Source organism: Acinetobacter sp. GFQ9D191M (assembly GCF_011174875.1).
Taxonomy (GTDB): Bacteria; Pseudomonadota; Gammaproteobacteria; order Pseudomonadales; family Moraxellaceae; genus Acinetobacter.
This window is the reverse complement of the sequence record NZ_JAALGV010000075.1, coordinates 1-17,538: the sequence shown is the minus strand read 5'-3', so window position 1 is coordinate 17,538 and position 17,538 is coordinate 1. Positions and strand designations below refer to the sequence as shown.

The window sequence follows — 17,538 nt, the reverse complement described above, 5'->3', positions numbered from 1 at the left end:
TGAGATGTCAGAACATAAAATCCTCGAAGAAGATTTAGGCATAGATGTATATTTCTGTGACCCACATTCGCCATGGCAGAAAGGTACATGCGAAAATATGAATGGTTTAATTAGGCAATATTTACCTAAAGGGATTGATTTAAATCAGGCAGATCAGCATTATTTAAATCAAGTCGCCATGTCACTGAATACTCGTCCTAGAAAAGCGTTAGATTGGCTTACACCATTAGAGAAATTTGCTCAGCTTGTTGATTATCATAAGGCTTTTGAAACTGTCGCACCTCATGTTTGAATTCGCCATTAAAACGCATCTCTAGAGATGCGTTTTTTGTTTTAATTCAAAATTTTCCAATAATAACAAAGTACACTTTTAAGTATTTTTTCATAATCTTCCTTAAGCTGCTCATAATTTCTTTTCACCACTTTAGCCTTAATTTTAGCTTGTTCAATCTGTTGCGCAGGCGAAAGTGCGTTTTGCCCTACTTCCTTCGCAGCTTACTCAATTGCCTCAATTAATGCAGCATGACGGCTCTTTTTAATCGAACCCCGTTTACGTTCTGCTTCTATTGCAAACGTATCATTATTAATTGTCAGAGCCTTTTGATAGGATAGTGGACTTGTTGGCTTTTAAACGCTCTAAGACAGCATGATATTCAATAAAATACACTCAATTAGTTAAAAAATCACCCCAAAATAATCGGTTTATTGCCTAATTCATTTTCTAAATCATCTATTTTACGATCATAGTACTGATCTAGAACCTGTCCAATCTGCTTTACTCCTTCAATTACACCTTCTTTAAATTTTTGCTGGACTAAATGCTGAATAATATTTTGACAAATTTCATCCCAAACTTGCTGGATCGTTGTATTTTTAATTCCCCGATCAATCACAATTTCAACCTTATGCTCACACAAGTTTAAATATAGCAATACCCCACTATTATATTCGGTATCCCAGACACCGAGCTCGGCAAAGAGTTGTCGAGCTCTACACAAAGTATCCTGATAATAGGCTGATCGTGCAGATAAGCATCCCTCGATTACGACCTGAATTTCTCCGACATGACCATGCTCTGCTTCTTCAACAGCTAGTGCAATCGCATGTTGATCCTGCTTGGAAAAAAAACGCTTGGTTGCCGGCATATAGAAGAAATGCTTGAGCCAGCGCTTAAAGCTCGGCTGTGCATGTTCTTCCAGCTTCGGCCGCGTGACAATTTCTGTCGTATCTGTCGTTGTTACCATGAGCCTGATGCTCCTCCCCCACCAAAACCACCGCCGCCTCCACCGAAGCCGCCGCCTCCAAAACCACCACGTCCACTACCACCGCCACGACCTCCACCTGCCATAAAGGCATGCAGGATCAACTGAGCAAGTGAGGTCACGAGTAAAAAGAAAACTCCAGCACCAATTAATAGGCTAGCGACCAATCCCATGCCATTGACTAACCCGGCTGCAGTTCCAGCCACTGCAGCAGTGGCTGCACTCAGCTTTCTGCCAAAGATCATGGAACCAATAACACCAGCGACGATAATAAAAATAACCGAACCAAAAGTCGCTTGAGATGCTTGCTGTGCTTTATAAGCCTGTTCCTGACGTTCTTTAAGCTCAGCCGCTGCTTGAGCTGCAATCTCAGGATCTAGATTTAGAATACGCTCGATTTCTGCCAGACCGGCATCTATCCCTTGCGCATACTGACCCTGCTTAAACAAAGGCGTAATTTCGTTATTAATAATTCGTCCAGCCACAATATCTGGCAGAACACCTTCTAACCCATATCCAGTTAAAATCTGGATACGATGATCATTTACTGCAATGGTCATTAACAGACCATTATCATGTTCTTTTGATCCCAGTTGCCAACGATCTGCCACACGCATGGAATAGTCAAAAATATCTTCCTGTCCAGTAGTAGGGACAATCACTACGCCGATCTGAGCCTTACCTGCCTGATAAAGATTGATGATTCGTTGACTAAGTTGTTGTTTTTCTGCTGCCGTTAATAAATTTGCCTGATCAATCACCGGCTCATTCATGCTGGGCAAGTCGCGCTGAACCTGACCTTCTGCCATATCATTGGCAATTTGGCGCTGCGGTGCTGTATCTGCAGATTCTACATTTTGATCCGTAGTATTCGTTTTAGGCTGCAAAATTTCACGTGCAACAATCACTTCTTCTGTATCAGTTGCTGTTGCTGTTTCACTCCAGGCAGGATTCATCAGGCTCATAATGAGGCTGAGAAATATACCTGTACAAAGTTTTACAGCGCTTATATGCATCATTGCAGCCACCTTATTAGCAGATTACCCAAGATCAGGCTTATTCAAATGAAACCTTAGGTGCCTGTTGCGCACTCTGCTCTGCACTAAAGTTTGGTTTGGTATCCATCCCAATAACTTTGGCCGTCATCACCTGCGGGAACTGACGTGCATAAGAGTTAAAATCTTGTACAGTCGTAATATAACGGTTACGCGCTACCGCAATACGGTTTTCAGTACCCTCAAGTTGTACCTGTAAATCGCGGAACTGCTCATTGGCTTTTAAATCCGGATAATTTTCAGTTACTGCCAGTAGACGTGACAAGGCACTGGTCATTTGTGCCTGAGCTTCCTGATAGCGCTGGAACAGTTCAGGGTCTTCCAGCACTTCACGGTCGACTTTTAGGCCTGCCACATTGGCACGTGCCTGAGTCACTTCAGTTAACACCTGCTCTTCATGTGCGGCATAGCCTTTGACAACATTCACTAAATTTGGCACCAAGTCAGCACGACGCTGATACTGGTTTTGTACTTCAGACCATGCCGCAGTCACCGCCTCATCCTTAACTTGTAAGGTGTTATAGCCACAACCAGTAAGCGTCAGGGTACTGACTAACATCAGAGCAATGAAAGATTTTTTTAATACAGGGATCATCTTTTATCCTCAATTCTTTATTGATATTTATTTAATTAATTTGATTTTAAACATATTTTTCCTAGTTTTTGTTAATTTTTATAATTTTTTACTTTTATCGTTTTTATTCCTTCTGTTCTGCTTCAGAACTACGAATTAATATTGGATATATTGATAAGTTTAAATCCATATTTATTATAACTACTTAGAACTAAGCTGAATAAATTAGTAAAATGAAAAAAAATAAAAAACCCGCCGTAGCGGGTTTTTTAAATAGAGGATTAAATTAGATTAAATATCAAGATAATCCAGAATACCTTCTGCAGCCTGACGACCTTCCCAGATCGCTGTCACAACCAGATCAGAACCACGAACCATGTCGCCACCAGCAAAGATTTTTGGATTCGAAGTCTGGAATTTGTATTGCTGTTGCTCGGCTGCAAGTACGCGACCCGAACCATCCAGATTGATTTCTACATCAGTGAACCAGTCTGCTGGGCTGGTACGGAAACCAAATGCCAGCAATACTGCATCTGCAGACAGAATTTCTTCTGAACCTGGAATTGGTTCCGGACTACGGCGGCCACGGCTGTCTGGTTCGCCCAGTTGAGTCGTTACCACTTTTACGCCAGTCACTTTGCCATTTTCACCCACGATTTCGATAGGCTGACGGTTGAACTGGAATTCCACACCTTCTTCACGCGCATTTTTTACTTCACGACGTGAACCCGGCATGTTCGCTTCATCACGACGATAAGCACAAACTACTGACTCAGCACCTTGACGGATTGAAGTACGGTTACAGTCCATCGCGGTATCACCACCACCCAAGACAATCACTTTTTTGCCTTCAACGCTGATGTATTCGGATGGATCTTTTTCCCACCCCTGGCAACGGTTCACGTTAGCAATCAGGAAATCCAGTGCATCATACACTCCATCCAGATCTTCACCAGCAAAGCCACCTTTCATATAAGTGTATGTTCCCATACCCATAAAGACAGCGTCATAGTCAGCAAGTAACTGGTCGATAGTAACATCGGTACCAATTTCAGTATTCAGACGGAATTCAACACCCATACCCGTGAAAATTTCACGGCGGCGTTTCATCACGTCTTTTTCCATCTTGAATTCTGGAATACCGAAAGTCAGCAGACCACCAATTTCAGGACGTTTATCAAATACAACTGGCTTCACACCATTACGTACCAGAATATCAGCACAGCCTAGACCGGCAGGACCTGCCCCAATGATAGCAACTTTCTTGTCAGTCCATTTCACATGAGACATGTCTGGACGCCAGCCTAAAGCGAAAGCGGTGTCATTGATATATTTTTCAGCATTACCAATGGTGACTGCACCAAAACCATCATTTAAGGTACAAGCACCTTCACACAGACGGTCTTGAGGACAAACACGACCACAGACTTCTGGCAAAGTATTGGTCTGGTGACACAATTCTGCTGCCTGGAAAATACGGCCTTCTGCCAGTAACTTCAACCAGTTTGGGATGTAGTTATGAACCGGACATTTCCATTCACAGTACGGGTTACCACAACCTAGACAACGATGTGACTGATTTGCAGCCACTTCTGTTGTGAAAGGTTTATAAATTTCCACAAATTCTGCTTTGCGGACGTCAATCTCTTTTTTCTCTGGATCTTGGCGTGCGACATCCAGGAATTGAAAGTCATTATTTAGGCGCTCTGCCATCTCTCTCTCCGTGGGTAGACCCAAGGCTTTATTCGCATTACCTTAGGTCTGCCTATATCTGCAGTAGTGGAATTATTGTGGATCAGCTTGAGTTGTTTTCAACAAGGTCAACAAGTTAGCTGCTTTTGGTTTTACCAGCCAGAACTTACGACTATAGAAATCAAACTCATGGCGGATCTTGTACGCCCAAGCACTACCTGTTTCTGCAATATGTTCATCTAAAATGCGAAGCAAAAAGGTCTGATGTTCTTCCATCGCTTCAGTTGAGATACGGTTCAGTTCAATCAACTCATGGTTGTAATGATCTACAAAATCATTGTCCAGGTCCAATACATAAGCAAAACCACCGGTCATACCTGCACCGAAGTTATGACCTACTTTACCTAGGACAGTCACAATACCGCCAGTCATATATTCACAGCAGTGATCGCCTGCACCCTCAATCACGGCGAAGGCACCAGAGTTACGAACTGCAAAACGCTCACCTGCAGTACCTGCAGCAAACAATTTACCACCAGTCGCACCATACAGACAGGTATTACCAATGATTGCAGTATTTTGAGTCTGGAACGGAGAACCTTTTGGCGGGAAAATCGAGATACGGCCACCTGCCATACCTTTACCCACGTAGTCGTTCGCATCACCTTCCAGTTTCAGATGCAGACCACCGGCATTCCAGACACCGAGTGACTGACCCGCTGTACCAGTCAGATTTACTTTAACCGGATGCGCTTCCATACTCAGGTTGCCATAACGTTTGGCAATTTCACCTGACAGACGTGCACCAATCGAACGGTCACAGTTACCTACGGTAAAGCTGTATTCACCGCCTGTACCTGCTTCGATTGCTGGCAGAATTTCCTCTACCATTTTCTCAGCCAAAATACCTTTATCGAATGGTTCATTACCCTGTACTTCACAGTACTGTGCTTTGCCTTCTGCTGCTGGATGTGACTCTAACAGTTTGCTCAGGTCGAGGTGAGCATGTTTGTCAGTTTCACCTGGCAGGATTTCCAGCAAGTCGGTACGACCAATCAGGTCTTTCAGGCTAGATACGCCAAGTGCCGCCAACCATTCACGTGTTTCTTCAGCAATGAAAGTGAAGAAGTTGATCAGCATTTGTGGTTCGCCGATGTAGTGCTCTTGACGCAGATGATCCTGCTGAGTCGCAACACCGGTCGCACAGTTATTCAAGTGACAGATACGCAGGTATTTACAACCTAAGGCAATCATTGGAGTCGAACCGAAGCCAAAGCTCTCTGCACCCAAGATCGCTGCTTTTACCACGTCAAGACCAGTTTTTAAACCACCATCAGTTTGAACGCGTACTTTGCCACGTAAGTCGTTTACACGAAGTGCTTGATGCGCTTCACTTAAACCTAATTCCCATGGAGAACCCGCATGGTGAATCGAGGATAATGGAGATGCTGCTGTACCACCGTCATAACCAGAAATGGTAATAAAATCGGCATAAGCTTTTGCCACACCTGCTGCAATCGTACCTACACCCGGTTCAGATACCAGTTTCACCGATACCATCGCTTGCGGATTGACCTGTTTCAAGTCAAAGATCAACTGTGATAAATCTTCGATCGAATAGATATCATGGTGTGGTGGTGGTGAAATCAGAGTCACACCTGGAACTGAATAACGTAAACGGGCAATCAAGCCATTCACTTTACCACCTGGCAACTGGCCACCTTCACCCGGTTTCGCGCCTTGAGCCACTTTAATCTGCAACACTTCTGCTGAAGTTAAGTACGCTGGGGTTACACCAAAACGACCAGATGCAATCTGTTTGATTTTTGAGTTACGAATCGTGCCATAACGCGCTGGATCTTCACCGCCCTCACCCGAGTTTGAACGACCACCGATGGTGTTCATGGCAATCGCAATGGCTTCGTGTGCTTCAGGAGACAATGCACCCAAAGACATACCCGCAGAGTCAAAGCGAGGCAAGATATCTTCTACAGACTCAACCTGATCCACTGGAATTGAGTTGTCAGTTTTCAGCTTGAATAAATCACGGATGGTTGCAATCGGACGGTTATTTACCAGTTCTGCATATTCTTTAAAGTCAGCATAATTACCAGAACGTACTGCTTTATGCAGTGAGTTAATCACGTCCGGGTTAAACGCATGGTATTCCTTGCCGAAGACGAATTTCAGCATACCGCCCTGATCGATTGGCTTACGGTTTTTCCATGCCAAATCTGCCAGTTGTTTCTGGTCATTTTCAAGATCAGCAAAAGTTGCACCCTGAATACGGCTCGGAACACCTACGAAGCATTTATTCACAACTTCATTGGATAAACCGACTGCTTCAAACAGCTGACCGCCACGGTAAGAAGCCACAGTTGAAATACCCATCTTAGACAGGACTTTCAGCAGGCCTTTTTCAATCCCCTTACGGAAATTGTTTTGCGCATAGACCGGATCACCTAGCAATTCACCTTTAGCCACCAGATCATTGATCACGTCATATGCTAGGTATGGATAAATTGCTGTCGCGCCAAAGCCAAGCAGAACGGCAAATTGATGTGGATCACGGGCGAAACCGGTTTCAACAATCAAATTCGCATCAGTACGCAGACCAGTATTGATTAGATGATGGTGTACTGCACCAGTGACCATCACAGCATTGGCTGGCAAGAAACCTTCACGGATTTTCTTGTCTGAAAGTACCAATAAAGTTTTGCCGTCACGAATCGCTTGCGCTGATTCTTCGCAAATACGAGCAATTGCAGCTTCTAAGCCTTCAGTTTCAGCATAGTTCAGATCAATATCCGCAATCTCATAACCTGTACGACCTAGCGTACGGATCTGATGCATTTTTGAATTAGACAAGACCGGACTTGAAATAATCAGACGGTCTGCATGTTCTGGACCCTGTTCGAAAACGTTTTGTTCACGACCTAAACAGGTTTCCAGCGACATCACGATCGATTCACGTAATGGATCGATTGGCGGATTCGTTACCTGTGCGAACTGCTGACGGAAATAGTCTGATACATGACGTACCTGACGTGACAGAACCGCCATCGGGGTATCATCACCCATAGAACCCACAGCTTCCTGACCGCTTTCAGCGATTGGACGCAGCAACTGGTCACGTTCTTCGAAGGTTACCATGAACATTTTCTGTGCCGCTTTCAGGTTGTCACCTTTCAAGCCACGCTCACATAGATATTCTTCCAGCTCAGGGCTACCTTGTAGACGTACAGCATTTTCACGTAACCATTCACGGTACGGACGCATACGTTTCAGGTGATTATTCACATCCTGAGTATCTAATACTTTACCGGTATAAGTATCGATCACCAGCATTTGGCCAGGACCCACACGACCTTTAGAAATGACATCTTCAGGTTCATAGCCCCATACACCGATTTCTGAAGCCAGTGTAATGTAGCCATTTTTAGTGATGACCCAACGTGCCGGACGCAAGCCGTTACGATCTAGCATACAGATTGCATGACGACCGTCTTGGATAACTAAACCAGCAGGGCCATCCCATGCTTCCATATGTTTAGAGTTGAACTCATAGAATGCACGTAAATCAGCATCCAGAGTTTCAACGTTCTGCCAAGCAGGTGGAACCAGCATACGTAGCGCACGGAACAGATCCATACCACCACCCACTAGAATTTCCAGCATGTTATCCAAACTAGATGAATCTGAACCAGTACGGTTTACGATTGGATTCAGCTCAGTCAGACCTGGCAGTAACGGGTTTTCAAATTTAGGCGTACGCGCCATTGCCCAGTTACGGTTTGCAGTAATAGTGTTAATTTCACCATTGTGCGCCAGGTAACGGAATGGCTGAGCCAGTGGCCAGCGTGGCAACGTATTGGTAGAGAAACGTTGATGGAAAACCACGATATGTGATGCCAGACGCTCATCAGCCAGGTCAGTATAGAAGTCAGCAATAGCTGCCGGCATCATTAGACCTTTATAGCTGATTACAGTTGAGCATAAGGTCGTCACATAGAAGTATGGATCACTAGTTAACTGCTGTTCAGCACGACGACGTGCAAGGAACAATTTACGGTTGAATTCAACTTCAGTTACACCGATTGGGCAGTTTACGATGATCTGCTCAAAAGCTGGCAGAGACTGCATTGCAATCTCACCGAGCGCATCATTATTCGTCGGTACAACACGCCATGCGATAACGCGACAGCCTTCTTCTTCAATTTCTTTCGTCAGAACTTGTTTTGCATGTGCGGCTAATGCTGGATCCAGATTCAGGAATACTGTACCCACAGCAAAAATCTCACTTAAGGTAATGTCGCTTAAGCGTTTGGCCTCTTCACGGAAGAATTCTTTAGGCATTGCCAGCAATAGACCACAACCATCACCGGTCTTGCCATCAGCAGCAATACCACCACGGTGGGTCATACAACTTAGACTATGAATTGCAGTCTTGACCAGATCATGACTGGCATCACCCTGCATATGGGCGATCAAACCGAAACCACAGTTATCTTTAAACTCATCCGGTTGGTATAAACCTTGAGCGGGAGCTACATTATTAGGCGATGGCATGTGCATAGCGTACCCTTCTTTTCACTAAGCCCGATAGGCTATTAAACAATCTAAATTCTGCTGTGCGTGACTGTCTGATTTACTCCACAAGCTAAGCAGCTTTATAGAGCAAAATATCATTGAGTATCTTTTCAACATAATCCTTTTTCAGACGGAATGCATGAAAAATAACATTCATTTTGCTGACGGATAAGATAAAAATAAGCAACAAAGATGACAATTACGCCTATTCATCGAATCATTTTCGCGCCAAAACAGGGAGATTAATTCAATTCATGCACCAATAAAGCAAATTTCATGCCAACTTAAGGAGCAAAAATCAAAACAACACAAATGACAAAGATTTAGTAAACAGAAGGAAAATTATGATTATTTATGGTACGTATTTTTTGCACCAAAAGCGTACATTTATAATAAAGATAAAGTGTCTGTGCGCTATTTTAGACCGGCCTAGTTAAATGGATCACTAATCTCGTTTTCTTGAGGTCGAGAATTGCCATTTGATGAGCGTGGACTTCCTTCGATATGACTTTGAGATTTCTGTACATCCACTACATTACCTTCCTGATCACGTCGAACAATCGTCGTACTCGTGGTACTTTCTTTAGGGGTGACCACAGGTGCTGAAGGTTGGACTTTCGGTCTGATCTGTACAGATTCATCGACTTTCGGTAAAGGTACATTTTTCAACTGAATTTCATAAAGTTTTTGGTTACTTGCCAGTTCTTCCGAACCCATACTGTTGACCAGACTGGCATATTGTTGCATGGCCACAACTTTAGGCTGGACGGATTTAGGCAGATTCAGATTGAGCGCTGATAAAGCCTGTTGAGCTTCTGCTGCGGTTTTATACAGCCCATATAACAATACATATTGTTCAGGCTGGTTCTCACCCGAAAGCCTTAAATAAACAAAAGGTTTACGATCCTGCTGCTTTTTCAGGAAGGTTTTTAGAATGGATTCATTACCTACACGAAATAGCTCAATCGCATGCTGTTTTTTTACTTCACCAATATATTTGGTTCCACGGAATTCAGGCTCATGACTAACATTGACAACAATTCGAGTACTGAGATCAAGAGGCTTAACTTCATCAGAAAGTGCACCAAGATGGGTCATCGAGGCCACTTTTTCTGGTTGAATCTGTAATTCAACTTCGGTTTCCGGCTTCTTCTCGACTTCTATAACTTCATCTGTATCAGTGATAGCCCAAAAAACCAAGGCAGCAAATAGACAGCATACGCCACAGACCAGCCAGAAATAATGCTGAATCTTTTGCCAAGGGGTACGTAATGCTGTCATAAAAATTAAACCTATGCCTGATGAGCTAAAATCGCCTGTTGCATCAACTCGACATCAAAGCCTCGAGTAATGACCGCTTTTCCAAGTTGCTGCAATAATACAAGACGAAGCTGCCCATTTAAAACTTTCTTGTCGTGAGCCATATAAGCCAGGAAATCGTCAAGTGGGATTTTAGGACAAACAATAGGTAATTGCGCACGAGAAATGATTTTTTTTGTACGCTCAAGGTCTTCTAATGAAATCCAACCCATGCGATGGGATAAATCTGCTGCCATCACCATACCGGTTGCTACCGCTTCTCCGTGCAGCCATTCACCGTAGCCCAGATAAGACTCAATCGCATGACCAAATGTATGACCGAGATTAAGTAAAGCACGCTCACCCTGCTCTTTTTCATCATTCGCTACAATACGTGCTTTATGCGCACATGAACGATAAACCGCTTCGGCCAGCAATTGCTCATCACGGGCAATAAGACCTTCCATATTGGCTTCTAGCCAGACTAGAAACTCTTCATCACCGAGCAAGGCATATTTGATCACTTCAGCCAAACCGGCAGATAGCTCACGATCTGGTAAAGTTGACAGCTGTGACATATCTGCCAACACCACTTGTGGCTGCTGGAAAGCACCAATCATGTTTTTACCCAGTGGATGATTAATGCCGGTTTTACCTCCTACACTAGAATCCACTTGAGAAAGTAACGTTGTTGGCACCTGAATAAAATAGATACCACGCTGGAAACAGGCAGAGGCAAAGCCGGCCATATCTCCAATAACACCACCACCGAGTGCCAGAACCGTACAGTCGCGGTTAAAGCCTGCCTCAAGCAATGCATCAAAAATTAGGTTTAGATGTTCAATATTTTTGTATTTCTCACCATCCGGCAGAATACAGGTCGCCACAGTTTTACCCAAATTTTCTAATGCAGCCTTATAGCGATCCAGATAGAGTGGTGCCACCGTATCATTACTGACAATCATCACCTGCTTGCCATGAATATACGGCTCAAGCAATTCCTGAGGATTCAAGTTACTGCCAATAAAAATGGGGTAACGACGTTCACCGAGTTCGACATATAAGGTTTTCATGAGGGGATAACCACTTTTTCAACTGAACTTATTTTTTTGGAAGGATGAGATTCAGAATACGCTGCGCCAAATCTCGTGCAGCTCCCTGATTGGTCTCAATAATGTAATGTGCGACTTCCCGGTATAACGGATCCCGCACTGCAAGCAGATCTCTGAGTTTCTGTTCAGGATTTTCGACTTGTAACAAGGGGCGGTTTTTGTCGCGATAGGTTCGCTGAAGCTGAATTTCAACTGGAGTATAAAGATAAACAACGATGCCTCGCTGCTTTAAATAATCCCGATTAGGAGCCTGAGTAATTGCGCCACCACCAGTCGCAAGTACCAGCTGTGGACGTGAGGTTAACTCATCAATGACAACAGTTTCACGATGACGAAAACCCTTTTCACCCTCTTTTTCGAAGATCCAGGGAATCGTAGCCCCTGTTTTCCGCTCAATTTCATGATCGCTGTCCAGAAATTCTCGTCCTAACAGTTCTGCTAAATGTCGTCCTACTGTTGTTTTACCGGCCCCCATCGGCCCTACCAAATAGATATTTGGCAGGGTTTCAAACTCTTTGCTTGGCAAGGAGTCACCTATTCATTTTGTTAAATTCAAAATATATTAATGATTTCTTGAAACACTGTCATTAACAATTCGAGGTGTAACAAAAATCAGCAATTCACGCTTGTTATCTGATTTTACATCTTTACGAAATAAACGACCTAAATATGGCAGATCTCCCAAGAACGGAACTTTAGTTTGCGCATTTCGAGTTTCTTGCTCAAAAATACCACCCAATACCACTGTTTCACCATTATCAACCAGTACATTAGTATTGATCTGATTTTTATTAATAGTTAACTGTCCAGTTGGGGTCGGGTTTCCTGGTGAGTCACTGGTAATATTCAATTCCATCTGCACCTTACCATCTGGAGTAATACTTGGTGTTACATCTAAACTTAAAGTTGCATCAATAAATGATGTAGTCGACACTGCATTAGCACCACCACCTTCTGCAGACTGATATGGAATTTGCGAACCGGAGGCAACGGTTGCTTTTTGTTTGTCAGCAGTGAGCACTTTTGGCGTAGAAATCACTTCACCATAACCATCTGCCTGTAGCGCAGAAAGTTCAAGATCCAGCATAAAATCAGAAAGGCTAATTAAGCCAAAAGCAATACGGCTTGCACCTTGACTAGTGACACCTAAATCCACATTTAGGTTATCTGGGCGTTGAATATCATAGGTAAATCCGCCTAAATCACTTTCTTGAGGATCTCTCAAATCCCATAGGGTAGTATCACTCCCCCCACAAGAAGGTGATTATTATTGGTAATCCCTTGAGACAGGATTCCCCATTTCACACCCATTTCTTTAGTAAAGTCAGTGGTTGCACGAACGATACGTGCCTCAACCATTACCTGTTTCACTTGTACATCAAGTAGATCCACCATATTCCGGATTTTATCGATAAAAGGCTGGGTATCATTCACAATAATGGTATTGGTACGAGCATCAATAGAGATAGAACCACGTGAACTTAGTAAACTTTCTCTATCATCACCGTTACTTGTGCTATTCGAGCTCCCTGATCCTGATGCACTCTTATTTTGAGTAATCAGTTTTTCAATATCTGCTGCTTTTGCATAACTGAGCTGCATATATTCAGTTTGAATTGGTGCAAGCTTAACACTCTGTGCTAGTGCTTTCGCTTCTTCTTCTTCGGCCTTAATTAGTTCTGCCACCGGTGCAATCCAGATCACATTACCATTACGGCGTTTATCCAGATTTTTAGTTTTTAACACAATATCTAAAGCCTGATCCCAAGGCACTTCTTTGAGGCGTAAGGTAATATTACCTTGTACGCTATCTGCAGCAACCATATTGATATCGGTAAAATCGGCTAATAACTGTAGAACTCGACGGACTTCAATATCTTGGAAATCGAGGGAAATTTTCTTGCCTGTATAAGCGACTGATTTAGGACGTAAAGGCCCTTTAACTTCTGGACGCTTCAAACTAATCGTCAGCTTATTATCAGTTTGAAAAGCCATATATTCATAGCTTTCCGCAGATTGAATAGTAATTACACCTGAGCCATTCTGATTGACTGCGTCTACACTCGAAACTGGTGTAGCAAAATCATTCACATTTAAGCGACGGGTCAAATGTGCCGGAATCTTGGAGCCCAGAGTCCGCACAATCACTTTGGTTCCCTGCTGCTGTACATCGACTGGTGTGTTCTGACCTGCCAGATCAATTACCACCAGTCCTTCACCTTGCGCACCCCGCTGGAAACCAATATTAGTAATCTCCTGAGCGACCTGTTGTTGTACAGGCTGAGCAATAGCGACTGGAGTAGCAGAATTAATTTTTAAAATAAAGGTATTGCCTTCCACACGCGTCGTAAATGCACCTGCATTAGCGAGATTCACCGTCAGTCGAGAACGCTGTGCATCTGAGCTAACATCCACTGAACTGGCTTCAGCAGTTGCGACTGGAATACTAGACTGTTTTAGATTTTGTTGGGCCTCATTAAAATCCAGAATCAGGCGTGATGGAGATTCAAGCTGATAAGCTTGAGGCTGAGGTGGCAAGCCATTAAACATCACCCGGATTTCAGTTCCCTGTCCAGGAATTTGCATTGGCACTACATTGGTCATTGAAACTTGCGCACTCGCTGCTTGCATCACAGCAATCGCGACAGCCCCCATAGAAAACTGACGAAACACATGATTCATTGTATTAGCATCCCCAAAAATAAATTCTTTAATACTCTTATTCATTTTTATTCCTTAAAACTTATGGCGCTGGCCCAATCAAAACCAGACTTCGTGGTCGTTCCACATATCCCTCACGGCCATCTGGAATAATCTCAATCAAGTCAATCTGTGTCGGCGTAATTCTCGTTACACGACCATGATTAAGTCCCATATAGCTGCCACGTTGTATCCGTTCAATTTCCCCATCAGGCGTTTGAATTAGAGCCAGAATCTGCCCCGCCTGATTCCGCATACTGCCTTTCATGCTTAAGGTCTCTAGTGGATAACTCTCTAAAGGCTGTAATTGGCGTGACAAGTTCGGATAAACTCGCTTACCTGCCATAATTTTCAATTCAGCCGCTAAAGAACTCGGCAGAAAAGGACTTTTCAGCTGATGAGCTGCATAATTAAACATTTCTGTCGGAATAAAATCTGGTGCCGGCTCAATCGGTAATGGCGGTTGATTGCGAATATTGGCCATTTCCTGATTGACTGCATCAATTCTTGATTCGCAGCCCACCAATAAAAATCCGAGCGTTAAAGCTGAAGTAATTTTAATGATATTCATTACTGAGCTCCCTGCGTATCAGTTGTAGCTGAAGTAGATGAAGCATCTGCATTGCCTACATAACGGTAGGTTTTCGCTTTCACTACATAATCAATAACAGGAATTTCAGATTTCTTTTCTTTATTTTCAGTTCCTGTAATGGTGAAATCATGCAGTGTAACGATGCGCGAAAGCCCTGCAATACTGCTCACAAAAGAACCAAAGGCATGATAATCCCCAGTGGCTTCAATCGCGATTGGCTGTTCAATAAAGAATTCCTGCTTGATTTCAGGTTCAAGACGAATATTCTTAAATTTCAGTCCAGAGTTCACTCCACTCAGGTTAATATCTTCCACCAGACCTGGAATTTCAGTTTCTTTCGGCAATTGTTCCAATTGCTGATTAAAACGTGCTTCCATCTCCTGTAACTGAATCTGATACTGCTGTAAATTACGCAGCTTGGATTCCTTTTCCCGGAATTCATTTAACAGGTTTTGTTCTTGAGCACTGGCTTGTGAAATTGCTTCTATCTTGCCGCGAATAAACCCGAAATACCCCAGCATAAAAACCAGAATAACAATAAAGATCCAGCAGGTAATTTTGACTGATAATGGCCAGCTACCATAATTATTTGGATCTAGTGTATTGAATTGTTGAAAGAATTTCTCAACTGTCATTTTTTTTCTAGGAACAGCCACTACGTCTTGGCTTAATTCATCGAATCCGTCATTACTCATGATGATGCCTCCGCTGTAGTTGTGGCTGGTGTTTGTCCTTCTTTAAGTGTTGGCTCAGCGATTTGATCCAGATCAACCGTGACCGTAAAGCTGCCATAAGATTCTTCCACTCGTGGGATCACCGAGGATGGCGCTTTATCTTTTGGTTCTTCAGCGACTAAGAAAGCATTCATAAATGCATTACGATACCAGGTAGAAGCTTCCAGATTACGTAGCAATTCAGCTACTGTATTCGGACTTTCCGCCTTACCTTCAATAGTGAATTTATCACCAGTACGCTGAAATTTTGTAATGTACATATTGCTTGGTGTGACCCGTACAATTTCATCAATCAGGTGAACTGCAATCGGCCGTTGAGTCTGTAGACCCTGAATCAGCTTCATACGTTCAACAATTGCATTACGCTGATCTTGTAAACCATCTAATGCTTTTAGCTGTACATCCAGATTCTGGTTAGTACTGACCACCAGCTGGTTGGCCTGTTCCTGATCCTGAAGTTTTTGATCATAGTAGAACCAGGTTGAACCTGCTGCTGCCAATCCTAGAAAAAGTGCCCCTGCGCAAATCGCTACAAATTCATTATTTCTTTTAATTCTTAGCTCATCGCGCCAAGGGAGTAAGTTAATCTTTGCCATTAATCAAAACTCCTCAATGCCAAACCACATGCAACCATGAGTGAGGACGCGTCATTTTCAATTTTTTTAATATCAATTTGAGGAGAAAAGCCCATTTGCAGGAATGGATTGGCAATCGTGACCCGGTAGCCGAGTTTTTGCTGTAATAGTTTTGCCAGACCTGGAATATTGGCATTCCCCCCTGCCAATAAAATATGGTCAATCTCGTTAAACTGAGATGAAGAGAAGAAGAACTGTAATGAACGCGCTGCCTGTTGCACTACAGCATCTAGGAAAGGCTCCAGCACTTCGATGTCATAATCATCCGGTAAGGCACGGGTTTTTTTAGCACGCCCTGCTTCCTCAAAAGACAATCCATAACGGTTCTGGATTTCCTGAGTCAGCTGTTTGCCACCAAAAACCTGCTCACGAGTATAAATGATCTTGTTATTCTGCATTACGGATAAGGTCGTCATACTATGACCAATATCCAAGATTCCGACAGTATTTACCCCCATCGGCAAGGTATCCGAAAACACCTTGAATGCATTTTCTAGTGCAAAACTTTCGACATCTGCAATTTTTGGATTGAGGTTGGCAATTTGCAGTACTTCAGAACGCGCTTCAACATTTTCGATTCGGGTCGCTACTAACAGGACATTGACCCGGTTCGGATTGGTTAAACGGTCTGGCAGAACTTCAAAGTCCAGACTGGCTTCATCAAGTGGGAAAGGAATATATTGTTCGGCATCTTCACGAATCTGAATTTCACGTTCATCATCCGACATATCGGCATCCATTTCGATGATCTTGGTGATGACCATAGAAGTTGGAATCGCAAAGGCTGACTGACTGGACTGGGTATTGGCCAAATTAATCGCACGCCCCAACGCATCACCCACCGCTTCTGGATTTAAAATATTTTTTTCAACGACACTACTTTCTGGTAATGGGACTAAAGCATAACTTTCTACCCAGTACCGACCGTTCTTTACAGAGAGCTCTAAAACTTTAACAGAAGTCGAACTAATATCGATTCCTATTAACCCTTATTTGGCTTACGATATAACCTGCGCACAATAGACCTCTTGCGAAAGTAAAAACCACCTCAATATAAATTTCATGAGATATCAGAAATTAAATCGTTTTTCAGATTCTGAATTCAAACGCTTGGTTGGCGTACCTCGACAAGTTTTTACTGAAATGGTAGAGGTTTTAGAAAAAGCAGAATCACTCAAAAAGAAATCAGGTCGTCCTCATACTTTAGATATAGAGGATCAGTTGTTATTAACTCTCAATTACTTACGGAACTACAGCACTCAACTGAAATTAGCGGCAAATTACCATATCGCT

The 17,538-nt window shown here is 43.2% G+C and carries 12 protein-coding genes and 4 pseudogenes; 2 read left to right on the top strand and 14 right to left on the bottom strand.

What is annotated here, in order from left to right:
- On the top strand, window positions 1–292 hold a 292-nt coding region (locus G5T77_RS11875), incomplete at its 5' end, for an IS30 family transposase (protein WP_138743094.1).
- Window positions 293–313: 21 nt separating this feature from the next.
- Here G5T77_RS11875 and G5T77_RS17215 read toward each other — a convergent pair.
- From G5T77_RS17215 to G5T77_RS11805, 14 genes and pseudogenes are all read right to left on the bottom strand, one after another.
- Window positions 314–667 (bottom strand): annotated as a pseudogene (locus G5T77_RS17215) (hypothetical protein).
- A 16-nt stretch (window positions 668–683) separates the two neighbouring features.
- Entirely contained in the window at window positions 684–1,244 is a 561-nt protein-coding gene (locus tag G5T77_RS11865) for a TPM domain-containing protein (RefSeq protein WP_034702169.1), read from the bottom strand.
- Window positions 1,238–2,227 (bottom strand): TPM domain-containing protein, encoded by a 990-nt coding sequence (locus tag G5T77_RS11860; RefSeq protein ID WP_240904257.1) that lies wholly within the window; start codon window positions 2,225–2,227, stop codon window positions 1,238–1,240. The genes G5T77_RS11865 and G5T77_RS11860 overlap by 7 nt, the downstream gene beginning before the upstream one ends.
- 91 nt (window positions 2,228–2,318) lie before the next feature.
- Window positions 2,319–2,876, bottom strand: a complete 558-nt coding sequence (locus tag G5T77_RS11855; RefSeq protein WP_171521898.1) for a LemA family protein — start codon at window positions 2,874–2,876, stop codon at window positions 2,319–2,321.
- Window positions 2,877–3,182: 306 nt separating this feature from the next.
- Entirely contained in the window at window positions 3,183–4,604 is a 1,422-nt protein-coding gene (locus tag G5T77_RS11850) for an FAD-dependent oxidoreductase (protein WP_034702172.1), read from the bottom strand.
- Between the two features lie 72 nt (window positions 4,605–4,676).
- Window positions 4,677–9,152: a glutamate synthase large subunit gene (gene gltB, locus G5T77_RS11845; RefSeq protein ID WP_166138601.1), complete on the bottom strand. Its 4,476-nt coding sequence runs from the start codon at window positions 9,150–9,152 to the stop codon at window positions 4,677–4,679.
- Window positions 9,153–9,602: 450 nt separating this feature from the next.
- Window positions 9,603–10,454 carry a hypothetical protein gene (locus G5T77_RS11840; RefSeq protein WP_166138590.1) on the bottom strand — a complete coding sequence of 284 codons (852 nt, stop codon included), beginning with the start codon at window positions 10,452–10,454 and terminating at the stop codon, window positions 9,603–9,605.
- Window positions 10,455–10,465: 11 nt separating this feature from the next.
- Window positions 10,466–11,545, bottom strand: a complete 1,080-nt coding sequence (gene aroB / locus G5T77_RS11835) for a 3-dehydroquinate synthase (RefSeq protein WP_166138593.1) — start codon at window positions 11,543–11,545, stop codon at window positions 10,466–10,468.
- Between the two features lie 28 nt (window positions 11,546–11,573).
- Window positions 11,574–12,110 carry a shikimate kinase AroK gene (gene aroK / locus G5T77_RS11830; protein WP_005233593.1) on the bottom strand — a complete coding sequence of 179 codons (537 nt, stop codon included), beginning with the start codon at window positions 12,108–12,110 and terminating at the stop codon, window positions 11,574–11,576.
- 36 nt (window positions 12,111–12,146) lie between these two features.
- A pseudogene (locus tag G5T77_RS11825) lies at window positions 12,147–14,266 on the bottom strand (type IV pilus secretin PilQ family protein).
- 61 nt (window positions 14,267–14,327) lie between these two features.
- Window positions 14,328–14,855, bottom strand: a complete 528-nt coding sequence (locus G5T77_RS11820; protein ID WP_034169727.1) for a pilus assembly protein PilP — start codon at window positions 14,853–14,855, stop codon at window positions 14,328–14,330.
- Window positions 14,855–15,571, bottom strand: a complete 717-nt coding sequence (locus G5T77_RS11815; RefSeq protein ID WP_034702183.1) for a type 4a pilus biogenesis protein PilO — start codon at window positions 15,569–15,571, stop codon at window positions 14,855–14,857. The genes G5T77_RS11820 and G5T77_RS11815 overlap by 1 nt, the downstream gene beginning before the upstream one ends.
- Window positions 15,568–16,206 (bottom strand): PilN domain-containing protein, encoded by a 639-nt coding sequence (locus tag G5T77_RS11810; RefSeq protein ID WP_005233586.1) that lies wholly within the window; start codon window positions 16,204–16,206, stop codon window positions 15,568–15,570. Before G5T77_RS11810 ends, G5T77_RS11815 begins: the two co-directional genes overlap by 4 nt.
- Window positions 16,206–17,263: pseudogene (locus tag G5T77_RS11805) on the bottom strand (pilus assembly protein PilM). The gene G5T77_RS11810 and the pseudogene G5T77_RS11805 overlap by 1 nt, the downstream one beginning before the upstream one ends.
- A gap of 44 nt (window positions 17,264–17,307) precedes the next feature.
- Here G5T77_RS11805 and G5T77_RS11800 point away from each other — a divergent pair.
- A pseudogene (locus G5T77_RS11800) lies at window positions 17,308–17,538 on the top strand (IS5/IS1182 family transposase); the annotation flags it as partial.

Coding starts and splice junctions, on each gene's coding strand:
- G5T77_RS11810 (WP_005233586.1), bottom strand. CDS start 16,206: ATGGCAAAGATTAACTTACTCCCTTGGCGCGATGAGCTAAGAATTAAA.
- G5T77_RS11860 (WP_240904257.1), bottom strand. CDS start 2,227: ATGAGCCTGATGAATCCTGCCTGGAGTGAAACAGCAACAGCAACTGAT.
- G5T77_RS11815 (WP_034702183.1), bottom strand. CDS start 15,571: ATGAGTAATGACGGATTCGATGAATTAAGCCAAGACGTAGTGGCTGTT.
- G5T77_RS11855 (WP_171521898.1), bottom strand. CDS start 2,876: ATGTTAGTCAGTACCCTGACGCTTACTGGTTGTGGCTATAACACCTTA.
- G5T77_RS11865 (WP_034702169.1), bottom strand. CDS start 1,244: ATGGTAACAACGACAGATACGACAGAAATTGTCACGCGGCCGAAGCTG.
- G5T77_RS11840 (WP_166138590.1), bottom strand. CDS start 10,454: ATGACAGCATTACGTACCCCTTGGCAAAAGATTCAGCATTATTTCTGG.
- aroB (WP_166138593.1), bottom strand. CDS start 11,545: ATGAAAACCTTATATGTCGAACTCGGTGAACGTCGTTACCCCATTTTT.
- gltB (WP_166138601.1), bottom strand. CDS start 9,152: ATGCCATCGCCTAATAATGTAGCTCCCGCTCAAGGTTTATACCAACCG.
- G5T77_RS11850 (WP_034702172.1), bottom strand. CDS start 4,604: ATGGCAGAGCGCCTAAATAATGACTTTCAATTCCTGGATGTCGCACGC.
- G5T77_RS11820 (WP_034169727.1), bottom strand. CDS start 14,855: ATGAATATCATTAAAATTACTTCAGCTTTAACGCTCGGATTTTTATTG.